The organism is Streptomyces sp. NPDC088762 (assembly GCF_044750905.1).
GTDB lineage: Bacteria > Actinomycetota > Actinomycetes > Streptomycetales > Streptomycetaceae > Streptomyces.
The window spans coordinates 644,626-655,768 of the sequence record NZ_JBIVKT010000003.1 but is presented as its reverse complement, the minus strand read 5'-3'; the positions used below and the strand labels follow the sequence as shown (position 1 = coordinate 655,768).

Sequence of the window (11,143 nt, the reverse complement as noted above, 5' to 3'; positions counted from 1 at the left end):
TCAAACTCCCGTCTGCCCCGCGACGCCTGGCACGCGCTCTCGCCGCACCGGGCGGAATCCCGAGTACGTCCAGTACGAGGGCTTCCCCCCGGCACGCCGAGAGCACGCACCAGACGCCGCGGCGCCGCCCTCCGGGCGACGACGGGAGTTTGACGACAGGCCCTAGGGAGCACGTACGCACGCCGCGACCGCGCCTCACGGGTCCGGCGGGCCCTGTCCAGCGCCGCCGCCGGGCCGGGACCCGGCACCTCGAAGGGGTTCGGAACAGGCCCCGACCGGAGCGCACGTCGCAGCCGGGGCGGGAGGAACCGCCGGAGCACGGGAAGGGTGACCCCATGGACCACACCGAGCGGCTCTCCCACTTCCGCCGCGAGGCGGCGGCCTTCGAGCAGGCCGTCCGCCGCGCCCTCCACCCGGGACGGGGGGCGCCCCTCGTTCCCTCCTGCCCCGGCTGGTCGGTCTCCGACCTCACCGGGCACCTGGGGGGCGTGCAGCGCTACGTCGCCCACATCCTGCGGGAACGCCTCACCGAGGCGCCGGACCCGGGCGACCTCACCCTGTACGGGCTCCCGGCCGACCCGGACGTGCTCGCCACCTGGCCGCGGCCCGACCGGGCGCCGAACCGGGGGCCGGCACCGGACGCCCTGACCGCCTGGTACGCGCAGGGCGCCCGGTCACTCTCCCGGCTCTTCCGCGAGCTCGGTCCCGACGTGCCGGTGTGGTCCTGGTCGGCAGAGCAGAGCTCCGGCTTCTGGCTGCGGATGCAGACCATCGAGCTGGCCGTCCACCGCTGGGACGCCCAGGCCGCGACCGGCACCCCCGGCCCCCTCGACCCGGCGCTGGCGGCCGACGCCGTCGCCCAGGCCGTCGAGGTGATGGCCCCGGCCCGCCACGCGCAGGGGGCGGCCCGGGCGGGGGCCGGGGAGAGGTACCGCTTCCGGCGTACCGACGGTCCGGAAACCTGGACGGTCGTCTTCTCGGGGGACGGGGCCGTGGCGGAGCCCGACCCCGCCGCCCCCGCGGACGTGGAGGCCGAGGGCCCCGCCTCGGACCTGGCGCTCTTCCTCTGGGGCCGGCAGCCGGCCACGGCCCTGCGGGTCCGCGGCGACGCCGGCCTGCTCCCGTACTACTTCACGCTCGTCCCACCGGTGTGACCACCCGGGAAGGGGCCCCGGGGCCGGAAATCCCCTCCGGCCACGTACCATGGCGGCATGTCCTTCCTCCGCCGCCACCGCGCCGCCACACCCGCCGGCCCGGACTTCGACGTCCTGGCCATGGACCCGGGGGACTGGCCGGGCAATCTCGGGGCCGGGCTGCTGCCCGCGCCCGACGGGAGCTGCCAGGGCGTGTTCCTCCGCTACGACCTGTTCGGCGGACGCGGCCCCGCGATGATCATCGGCAACCTCCCCGAGGGTTCCCCCGCGCGGGACCTCTCCGACGGGCAGGTCCCCTTCGAGGTGGCGCAGCTCCTCGACGCACTGGAGAACGACGAGGACGTCGAGGTCACCGGCGTCGAGGACTGCCCCGTCATGCAGGGCGACAACCTCCTCATCGTCCGGAAGATCAAGCTGTCCGAGTCCCGCATCTCCTGCGTGCAGTTCGACCGCAGCGACAACGTGCTGGTCACCATCGCCAGCTGGGACCGCCCGATCACCGATGACCTCTACGCCCTCCTGAAGCCCCTCCCCGCCGAGCTCTTCCAGCAGGCCTAGACACCCCCTAGGGGGTGTCTTACGCCATTCGGCCCGCCGCGGCGTCCGCGATGTCGTTCGCAGCCACGTAGCCGAACGTCATCGCGGGGCCGATCGTCGACCCGGCCCCCGCGTAGCTGTGGCCCATCACCGCCGCGCTCGCGTTGCCCGCCGCGTACAGACCCCGGATCACCGAGCCGTCCGGGCGCAGCGCGCGGGCCCGCGCGTCCGTCACGATGCCGCCCTTCGTCCCGAGGTCACCCGGCACGATCTTGAAGGCGTAGAACGGCGGGGCCCAGACCGGCGCCAGGCACGAGTTCGGCTGCACGTTCGGATCCGTGTAGTAGTGGTCGTAGGCCGTGTCGCCCCGGTGGAAGTCGGAGTCCGTCCCGCTCCACGCCTGCGCGTTGAACCGGCTCAGGGTCGCCCGCAGCGCGGCCGCCGGTACGCCGATCTGGCCCGCCAGCGCGTCCCAGGTCCACGCCTTCTTCGCCGCGCCCGTCTCGTACCAGGAGTCGGGGAAGACGATCGTCGGCAGGATGTCCTTGAACAGGTACTTGTTGCGGTAGTTCTGATCCACGATCAGCCAGGCCGGGATGTGCGAGCCGACCGCACCCCGGTCCTTCTCGTACATCACGTGCACCACATCGCTGTACGGCGCCGCTTCGTTGACGAACCGGGCGCCGTTCCCGTTCACGATCAGCCCGCCCGGCAGGGTCCGCTCGGCGAGGCAGAAGTACGGCTCGCCGGGCAGCGGGATCGACGGACCCCACCACGCGTCCTCCATCAGCGCCAGCGCCGCACCGGCCCGCTCGCCCGCCCGGATCCCGTCGCCCGTGTTCTCCTTCGCGCCCACCGACCACTGGGTGCCCGTCGGTTGCTGCTGGTACTGGGCCCGCATCGCCGCATTGTGCTCGAAGCCGCCCGAGCCGACGATCACCCCGCGCCGGGCCCGTACGGTTCCCCGTACGCCCCCCTTCTCCACCACGACCCCGGTGACCGCCCCGCCCTCCTGCACCAGGTCGACCAGCGGGCTGTTCAGCCACACCGGGACCCCGGCCCGCATCAGACCGGCCCGCAGCCCTGCCGCCAGGGCCTGGCCCATCGTCAGCGGTTTCTGTCCGAGCAGCGCCGCCTTCGTCCCGCGTGCCAGGCATTCGGTGGAGACGGCCAGCCCCTTCGCGCTCACCGCCGCGAGGTTCAGCCACTTGTAGTCCTGACTGAAGACCACCATCCCCGCCGGGACGGGCATGTAGGCCGGGTTCAGCCGGGCCAGTTCGGCGCCCAGGACGTTCCCGTCGATCTGGTCCGGCTCGATGGAGCGGCCGTTCGGCAGCCCGCCCGGCAGGTTGGGGTAGTAGTCGCTGTACCCCTCCATGAAACGGAACCTGAGCGGGCTGTTGGCCATCACGAAGTCCAGCATCCGCGGCCCGTTGGCCAGGAACGCCGCCTGACGGTCGGCCGGCACCTCGGACCCGACGACGGCCGCCAGGTACGTCGCCGCCTTCTGCGGGGTGTCCGGCACGCCCGCGCCCAGGATCACCGAGTTGTTGGGCAGCCAGATGCCCGCCCCCGAGCGCGCGGCGGATCCGCCGAAGGTGGGCGCCTTCTCCACCACCAGCACGCTCAGGCCCCGCTGGGCGGCGGTCAGCGCCGCGGTCATCCCGGCGGCCCCGGAGCCGACCACGACGACGTCGTACTCGCCGAGCAAGGGCCCCTCTTGGGCGCCGGCGGCCCGCGCCGCGGGGCCCGGCAGCACGGTGGCGGCGAGTACCCCGGCGCCCGTCCCGGCGAGGACGGCACGTCTGGACGGAAGGGTGGGGGAGGTGCGTGAAGCGCTTGCGGACATGGGCAGGCTCCAGCGGTGTGGGGAGGCGGGAAGTGGCTCCAGCACGTCTGATGCTGAGTCAGCAAACTGTTCGCGGGATCATGTGATGTCAAGGCATCCGGCGCCGCCGCCCGCACGCACGAGCGAAGTCCCGCGGCGGTGGGAGCCACGGGACTTCGCGTCTTGGGGGAGCGGTTCTACCGGGTGCCGACCGCCGCGCGGATCGCCCCGCGGGCCATCCCGGCGTCGTCGTGCAGGCGGCGCAGCAGCAGCCGCTGCTCCTCTCCCGAGGACAGGGCGCCGGCCGGCAGGGGCTGGGCCGGGGCGGTCGCCGCCATGGAGCGCTGGACGGCCGTCTCCGACATCCGGATCTCCCGGGTCAGCACCAGCATGAGGTTGATCAGGAAGGAGTCCCGTACCGCCGGACCGGCCGACTGGGCGAGCCGGCTGATCTGGCTCCGCGCCGCCGGGGCGTCGCCCAGGACCGTCCACAGCGTCGCCAGGTCGTAGCCCGGGAGGTACCAGCCCGCGTGCTCCCAGTCGAGCAGCACCGGCCCCGCGGGGGACAGCAGCAGGTTCGACAGGAGCGCGTCACCGTGGTTGAACTGGAGCGCCGTGCCCGACAGCTTCACGCCGTGCAGCAGCTTCTGGAGGTCGCCGAGGTCCCGGTCGGTCAGCAGGCCCAGCTCGTAGTCACGGGCGATCCGCCGCGCGTAGTTCAGCGGGGTCCCGAAGAGCTCGGCCGGGGGACGCCACTGGTTGAGCCGGCACACCGCGCCGAGGGCCGCCCGGAGGTCGACCCGTGGCGGGGCCTCCACCGGGTGCCGCTGGAGCGCCGCGACCCGGCCCGCCATGCGCTCGACGACCAGTACGCAGTTCTCCGGGTCGGCGGCGATCAGCCGGGGCACCCGGACCGGCGGGCGGTGCCGGACGAAGGTCCGGTACGCCGCTATTTCGTGCCGGTAGCGCTCGCGCCATTCCGGCGAGTGGTCCAGTAAAACCTTCGCGACGGCGGTCATCCGTCCCGTCGTCCCCACCAGGAGGACCGAGCGGCCGCTGCGCCGCAGCACCTGCACCGGCGCGAACTCGGGACAGATCCGCTGCACCGAGGCGAGTGCGGTGCGCAGTTGCGCACCCTGCGGCCCCGAGAGGTCGATTCTTCCGCTGAGCGGCGGCTGTGAACCGGTCCCCGGCATCCGCCGCGCCCGTACGGCGCCCTGCGCCGGAGCCGCGGGGCGGTTGGGTTCGAGGTAGGGGCCCCCGCCCGCCTGGAGCGTGCGGTGCGGCCGGACCGGGGCGGACACGGAGGACGTTGATGCGTACATGGCGTTACGGATCCCTTCGTGCGCCGACGAGTTGCGTACGCCGCCCCGCTCCGATCCCGTACTTCACCCTGGGGAGTTCCGCCGGTGACCGGGTCGGGGAGGCGCATTCCTACCTGACACCCGGCCGTGGGTGGCGGACCACGAAGCGTGCCCTGGCGAAGCCTGGCGAATAGTCGCTGGGCATCTGACGCCGGGTTACTGTCAACTCAGCCGAGAACCTGGGGGCTTGACGTGAGCAAAGGTCCGAACACCCGCCTGAACGACCTGTTCGGCCTCGCCGGCTGGTCGAAAGGCGAGCTGGCGAGGATGGTCAACCGGCAGGCGGCGGCCATGGGCCACCCCCAGCTGGCCACCGACACCTCGCGGGTGCGGCGCTGGATCGACATGGGGGAGACCCCGCGCGAGCCGGTGCCCACGGTACTGGCAGCACTGTTCACCGAGCGGCTCGGTCGTGTCGTGACCATCGAGGACCTCGGGTTCGTACGGCAGCGGCGCGCCTCCAAACGGCAGCCTGACGGGGCTCAGGAGAACCCCGACGGAATGCCCTGGGCGCCCGAGCGCACGGCCGCGGTCCTCACCGAATTCACGGGAATGGACCTCATGCTCAACCGTCGCGGTCTGATGGGCGCGGGCGCCGTGCTCACCGCCGGCTCCGCCCTCAGCAACGCCATGTACGACTGGCTCCACACCGACCCCGCCGCCGGCAAGGAGGCGCAGCGCTTCGGGAACTCCTTCCAGGGCGACCCCGCAGGGTACGACCGCTACGAGGCGGCCCCGATCGGCTCGCAGGAGATCGAGGCCCTGGAGCGCTCGGTCGAGGTGTTCCGCGCCTGGGACGCCTCCAGAGGAGGCGGACTGCAGCGCAAGGCCGTCGTGGGCCAGCTCAACGAGGTGGGCGGGATGCTCGCCTACCACCACCCCGACCACCTCCAGCGCAGGCTGTGGGGGGTGGCGGCCAACCTCGCGGTGCTCGCCGGATGGATGTCCCACGACGTGGGCCTCGAACCCACCGCGCAGAAGTACTTCGTCATCGCCGCGCACGCGGCCCGCGAGGGCGGGGACCGGCCCCGGGCCGGCGAGGCGCTCTCCCGGGCGGCCCGCCAGATGGTCCACCTCGGCAAGCCCAACGAGGCCCTGGACCTGATGAAGCTGGCCAAGTCAGGCTCCGGTGACCAGACCCTGCCGCGCACCCGCGCCATGCTGCACACCATCGAGGCCTGGGCGCAGGCCGCCATGGGCAAGGGCCAGGCCATGCGGCGCACCCTGGGCGAGGCGGAGGAGCTCTTCGTCTCCGACAAGGGCGACGTGCCGCCGCCGAGCTGGATGCAGCACTTCGACGAGGCGGACCTGCACGGCATGCAGGCGCTCGCGTACCGCACCCTCGCCGACCACGACGCCACGGCGGCGCCGGTCGCCGCGCGCCACGCGAAGGAGGCCCTGCGGCTGCGCGGGGACGGCTACCAGCGCTCGCAGATCTTCGACTACATCTCCATGGCCTCGGCCTGCTTCATCGCCGACGATCCGGAACAGGCCGACCGCTACGCCCGCCTGGCCCTCGTGTCCATGAACGAGACCTCCTCCCACCGGACATGGGACCGGCTGCGCGAGATGTACCGGCTCACCGGCCAGTACGCCGGCTACGCGCGCATCGAGGACCTGCGCGAGGAGATCGAGCTCGCTCTGCCCGACAGCCCCGCCGCCTCCCGGGGTCGGGGTACGTCCGTCTGAGCCGGGGGACGTACGAACACGGGACCGGGACGTACGGACACGGGAAAGGCCGCGCCCCCTGGCGCGGCCCTCGGCCCCGTCCGGTCACGCCCGATCGGCCGTAACCCATGACCCATGCCTCATGACCCGTGATCCGTCTCCGGTCACCACTGCGTCACGAGGGGCGCGACCTCACTCGCCGACCCGTGCGACCAGCACGCACGCGTCGTCCTCGCGCTCGGTCTCCCCGAACTCCTCGATCACCATCCGTACGCAGTCCTGCGCCGACCGCGCCGCCGAGAACCGCGGCGCCAGCGCCAGCAGCCGCTCGGTTCCGTCCGCCCGGCTGAACTCGATGCTGCGCGGCGTCAGTCCGTCCGTGTGCAGGACGAGGACGTCGCCCGCTTCGAGCCGTTCCTCGGCCTGCCCGTACGAGGCCCCGGACGTGGCGCCCAGCAGGACGCCCTCCGGCGGTACGAGGGAGCGCCCGGTTCCGCGGCGGAACAGCAGGGGCGCCGGGTGTCCGGCCTGCGCCCACGACAGGACCCGGCGCGCGGGATCGTAACGGCAGCACACGGCCGAGCCGAGCGCCGGTTGTACGGAGGTCTCCAGCAGCTGGTTGAGCCAGCCCATCAGCGGGCCCGGCTCGATGCCGGCCATGGCCATGCCGCGCAGCGCGCCGAGCATCATCGCCATGCCGGAGGTGGCGGTCACCCCGTGGCCGGTGAGGTCGCCGACCGTCAGGAGGGAGCGTCCATCGGGGAGTTCGAGCGCGTCGTACCAGTCGCCGCCGATCAGCGCGCTGGTGGCGGACGGCAGGTAGTGCGCGGCCACGTCCAGCGTGCCGGCATTGCCGTGCGGGAACCGCAGGGAGCCGCGCCACGGGGGGAGCACGGCTTCCTGCAGCTCGACCGCCAGCCGGTGCTCGGTCTGCGCGATCTCCCGCTGGCGCTGGAGCGAGTCCCGTGACTCGCGCACCGCCCGCTGGCTCCGGCGCAGTTCACTCACGTCCCGCATCACGGCCCACATGGAGGCCGTGCAGCCGTCGGAGTCGAGTACCGGCTCGCCCCTCATGTGCAAGGTCCGCACCCGGCCGTCGGCCCGGACGATGCGGAACTCGCCGTCGATCGCCTTGCCGTCGACCAGGCAGGCGGTGACCCAGGCGGTGAGCAGCGGCTGGTCCTCGGAGAACAGGGTCGAGCCCAGTTCGTCGAGGGGGAGCGCGCCCGCCTCGGGGGACCGGCCGAAGATCTGGAACAGTTCGTCGGACCAGCTGACCTCGTCGGTCAGCAGGTTCCATTCGGCGCTGCCGACGCGTGTCTGCGCCTCGGGGCCGGCCTCGGGCGGCGCCTGCGGCAGCTCGATGGTCTCCACCGCGGGCGGCAGGCCCTCCTTGAGCTGGCCCAGGTGTTCGCGGAGATCGTCGAGGTGGTGCACGGCGAGATCGCACAGCGCGCGCTGCCAGCGGCCCTGGGCGTCGTCGTCGTCCACGACGGTGTCGCGGCGGACCGCGTCCACTTCTCCGCGCAGTCGGCGGGTCTGCGAGATCAACGCGTCCACCGACCCTGGCTCTGGAGGCTGTGCGGGGCGGTCCGCGAACAGGTGGGACGGCATGAGAACTCCGATACAGGCGCGGCACGGCCAAGTCTGAAGGAAGGACCGGTTACGACTGTTGCACAGGCGGCGACGGCGTGTAAGGCGTTTGGCAACATCCGTAACGGTCTTGCTCATGGCATATGCCGCAGGCCTCCCACCCCCCCCTGCCGTGTGCGAATGAATTCGGTCAGCGGCCGTTCCTAGACGGTGAGCGGCACCGGGTGGATCTCGTTGGCCGGGTGTCCGGTCCGCTCGTGGATCTTCTGCACCGCCTCGGCTGACGGGCCCGTGGAAAGGCAGTAGACCGTGCCCGATTCGGGGTCGGCCCACGCCTTCTCGAAGTGCACGCCCTCCTCGGCCTCGATCGCCAGGTCGGCGCGGTGGGCGGCCATCAGCTGCTCGGACGTGATGCCTTTCATGTCCTTGTGGACATCCATGAAGGTGGCCATCTCGGGGCACCTCCTTCCCTTCCTCCCATCGTCCGCCCGCGGCCGGAAACCGGCCTTTCGGCGGGGCCGGATCGATCGTACGGACGAGGGTGTGCGAGGGGGCCGGGTGGCCACGGTCGCCCAAACACCGAATCAATGCGGCGTTCGCCATACCCCCCGAACGAAGGACGCCACCCCCCTCCGGCCGGATTTCGCGCTCGCGGCGGGCGTCCCGCTTCCGGGCTTCCCACCCCCTCCCCGGATCGCTACTGTACGTGTCGGTAATCAGCCGGGGAGGCCCGCACAGCGCGGGCCCGTGCAGGTGGGGACGCGACGACATGACCGGGCAGCAGCACCCGGCGGGGCCCAGCCGCCGCTCCTTCCTCACCCACCTCGTCGCGGCGCCCACCCTCGCGCTCGTCACCCGTGCCGGCGCCGATGCGCTGGCCCCGCAGGCCGCCCACGCGGTGGTGCCGACGCTGCCCGCCATCGCCGATCTGGTCGACCTCGGCGACCTGTTCATCCTGGCCGGTGCGCCCACTTCCGCCCTGCTCGCCCTCGCCGTAGAGGGGGACGGCACCATCCGCTTCCGGCTGCCGCGCGAGGAGGTCGGCCAGGGGCTCACCACCGCCGTCGCCATGCTGGTCGCGGAGGAACTCGACGCCCCGCCGGCCGACGTACGGGTGGAACTGGACGACGCCCGCCCCGAGCTGCTCTTCAACCAGCTCACCGGCTCCTCCAACTCCATCCGCTCCCTCTACGGGCCGGTCCGGCAGTGCGCCGCCACCGCCCGGGCCCGGCTCGTCGCGGCCGCCGCCGCCCGATGGGGCCTGCCGCCCACCACACTGACCACGGCGAACGGCACCGTCCGCGCCCCCGACGGCCGCACCGCCGACTACGGCGGCCTCGCCGCGGCCGCCGCCGACCCGGCCCTCGTCGTGCTCGGCGCCACGCCCAAGCCGAGGGCGAAGCACACCCTCGTGGGGAAGGCGACCAACCGCGTCGACGCGCGCGCCATGGTCACCGGCGCCCAGCGGTACACCCTCGACCTGGACGTGCCCGGCGCCAAGCCCTGCGTGGTGCGCCGCCCGCCCACCCTCGGCGGCAGCGTCCGGACCGTCGCCAACCTGGCCGCCGTCCGGGCCATGCCCGGGGTGCTGCACGTGGTGACCGTCAAGACGGGGGTCGCCGTCGTCGCCGAGACCTTCGGCCAGGCCCTCGACGCGAAGGCCGCCCTCCAGGTCATCTGGGGTCCCGGCCCCGCCGACCAGCTCTCCGATGCGCAGATCCGGACGAAACTGCGCGCCGCCACTCCGCCGCTGCTCGTGCCGCCGCTGCTGACCCCGTACGTCGACGCCGAGTTCGACTTCGCCTTCGTCAGCCACGCCCCGATGGAGACCAACTCCGCCATCGCCGACGTACGGGACGACCGTGCCGAGATATGGTCCGGTCTCAAGTCGCCCATCGTGGCCCGTGAAACGATCGCCGCCGACCTGGGCCTGCCCCTGGACCAGGTGAAGGTGCACGTCGTCCAGGCGGGCGGGTCCTTCGGCCGCCGCCTCTTCTTCGACGCCGCCCTGGAGGCGGCGCGGATCTCCAAGGCCTGCCGCCGCCCGGTCAAGCTGATGTGGACCCGCGTCGACGACACCCGCCACGGCCGGATGCGCCCCGCCACCCACCACAAGATCCGGGCCACCCACCTCCTCGGCGAGGTGCTCAGCTTCGAGCACCGCGTCGCCGCCGCCGAAACCGACTTCCGGCACGGGCTCGGCGAGATCATCACCGCCACCGCGGCGAGCCTGCCCTCCGGCATCGGCAACGCGACCCTCGCCCAGACCCTCTTCCTCACCACCGTGAAGTCCCCGTACCACTTCGGGCTCACCACCCAGGCCCTCACCGAGGTGCCGACCGGCATCCCCACCGGATCCTGGCGCTCCGTGTACTCGGCCAACACCCGCGGCGCCGAGGAGATCGTGGTCGACGAACTCGCCGCCGCGACGGGCAAGGACCCGTACCGGTTCCGGCGCACCTTCCTGAAGACCGACGCCCAGCGCGCCGTACTCGACAAGGCGGCGCAGGAAGGGCAGTGGGGGCGGCCGATGGAACCGGGGTGCGCGCAGGGCATCGCCTTCCACGAGGAGTACAAGTCCCGCACCGCGTGCCTGGTCGAGATCGACACCCGCGATCCGGAGCACGTCCGCGTGACCAAGGCGGTCATCGCCGTGGACGTGGGCCTGCCCGTCAACCCGCGCGGCCTGGAGGCCCAGATGATCGGCGGGCTCACCGACGCCATCTCCACCACGCTGCGGGCCGGGATCCACATCGACAAGGGACTGCCGATGGAGGGCAGTTACAGCCAGTTCCACTGGGCGAAGCAGCGGGACACCCCGCGCGAGGTCCGGGTCTTCGTGCTGCCCGCCACCGGAGACGAGCCCGGCGGGGCCGGCGAGCTCGGTGTCCCCGCGGCGGTCGGCGCGATCGCCAACGCCTGGGCGCGGGCCACCGGTTCCAGGCCGCGCAGCTTCCCGCTCGACTTCGACGTCGACTTCACCCCCTACCCGCGATAGA

8 protein-coding genes are annotated in these 11,143 nt (G+C 72.8%); 4 read left to right on the top strand and 4 right to left on the bottom strand.

What is annotated here, in order from left to right:
- The first annotated feature begins 335 nt into the window (after positions 1–335).
- Entirely contained in the window at positions 336–1,154 is an 819-nt protein-coding gene (locus ACIP5M_RS11515; protein WP_401195028.1) for a maleylpyruvate isomerase family mycothiol-dependent enzyme, read from the top strand.
- 57 nt (positions 1,155–1,211) lie between these two features.
- Positions 1,212–1,712, top strand: coding sequence for a hypothetical protein (locus tag ACIP5M_RS11510; RefSeq protein ID WP_401195026.1), 501 nt, complete (start codon positions 1,212–1,214; stop codon positions 1,710–1,712).
- A gap of 19 nt (positions 1,713–1,731) precedes the next feature.
- Here ACIP5M_RS11510 and kstD read toward each other — a convergent pair whose 3' ends face one another.
- Both kstD and ACIP5M_RS11500 read right to left on the bottom strand, forming a co-directional pair.
- Complete coding sequence (gene kstD, locus ACIP5M_RS11505; protein WP_401195024.1) at positions 1,732–3,540, bottom strand: 3-oxosteroid 1-dehydrogenase; 1,809 nt, start codon at positions 3,538–3,540, stop codon at positions 1,732–1,734.
- Positions 3,541–3,716: 176 nt separating this feature from the next.
- Entirely contained in the window at positions 3,717–4,844 is a 1,128-nt protein-coding gene (locus ACIP5M_RS11500; protein WP_401195022.1) for an aminoglycoside phosphotransferase family protein, read from the bottom strand.
- Positions 4,845–5,075: 231 nt separating this feature from the next.
- Between ACIP5M_RS11500 and ACIP5M_RS11495 the strand changes: the two genes are divergently transcribed.
- A complete protein-coding gene (locus tag ACIP5M_RS11495) occupies positions 5,076–6,572 on the top strand; it encodes a hypothetical protein (protein WP_401195020.1) in 1,497 nt (498 codons plus the stop codon).
- A gap of 171 nt (positions 6,573–6,743) precedes the next feature.
- Here the strand turns inward: ACIP5M_RS11495 and ACIP5M_RS11490 are convergent, their stop codons facing one another.
- On the bottom strand, positions 6,744–8,165 hold the full coding sequence (locus ACIP5M_RS11490; RefSeq protein WP_401195018.1) for a PP2C family protein-serine/threonine phosphatase: 1,422 nt from the start codon (positions 8,163–8,165) through the stop codon (positions 6,744–6,746).
- Between the two features lie 182 nt (positions 8,166–8,347).
- Complete coding sequence (locus ACIP5M_RS11485) at positions 8,348–8,596, bottom strand: SCO4226 family nickel-binding protein (RefSeq protein WP_401195016.1); 249 nt, start codon at positions 8,594–8,596, stop codon at positions 8,348–8,350.
- Between the two features lie 317 nt (positions 8,597–8,913).
- Between ACIP5M_RS11485 and ACIP5M_RS11480 the strand changes: the two genes are divergently transcribed.
- The gene (locus ACIP5M_RS11480) at positions 8,914–11,142 is read left to right on the top strand and encodes a molybdopterin cofactor-binding domain-containing protein (RefSeq protein WP_401195014.1); all 2,229 of its coding nucleotides are present in this window, start codon (positions 8,914–8,916) and stop codon (positions 11,140–11,142) included.
- The last annotated feature ends 1 nt before the right edge of the window (position 11,143 follow it).

What these genes read in the sequence shown, in the direction of transcription:
- ACIP5M_RS11515 (WP_401195028.1), top strand. Translation starts at nt 336, where the DNA reads ATGGACCACACCGAGCGGCTCTCCCACTTCCGCCGCGAGGCGGCGGCC.
- ACIP5M_RS11510 (WP_401195026.1), top strand. Translation starts at nt 1,212, where the DNA reads ATGTCCTTCCTCCGCCGCCACCGCGCCGCCACACCCGCCGGCCCGGAC.
- kstD (WP_401195024.1), bottom strand. Translation starts at nt 3,540, where the DNA reads ATGTCCGCAAGCGCTTCACGCACCTCCCCCACCCTTCCGTCCAGACGT.
- ACIP5M_RS11500 (WP_401195022.1), bottom strand. Translation starts at nt 4,844, where the DNA reads ATGTACGCATCAACGTCCTCCGTGTCCGCCCCGGTCCGGCCGCACCGC.
- ACIP5M_RS11490 (WP_401195018.1), bottom strand. Translation starts at nt 8,165, where the DNA reads ATGCCGTCCCACCTGTTCGCGGACCGCCCCGCACAGCCTCCAGAGCCA.
- ACIP5M_RS11485 (WP_401195016.1), bottom strand. Translation starts at nt 8,596, where the DNA reads ATGGCCACCTTCATGGATGTCCACAAGGACATGAAAGGCATCACGTCC.
- ACIP5M_RS11480 (WP_401195014.1), top strand. Translation starts at nt 8,914, where the DNA reads ATGACCGGGCAGCAGCACCCGGCGGGGCCCAGCCGCCGCTCCTTCCTC.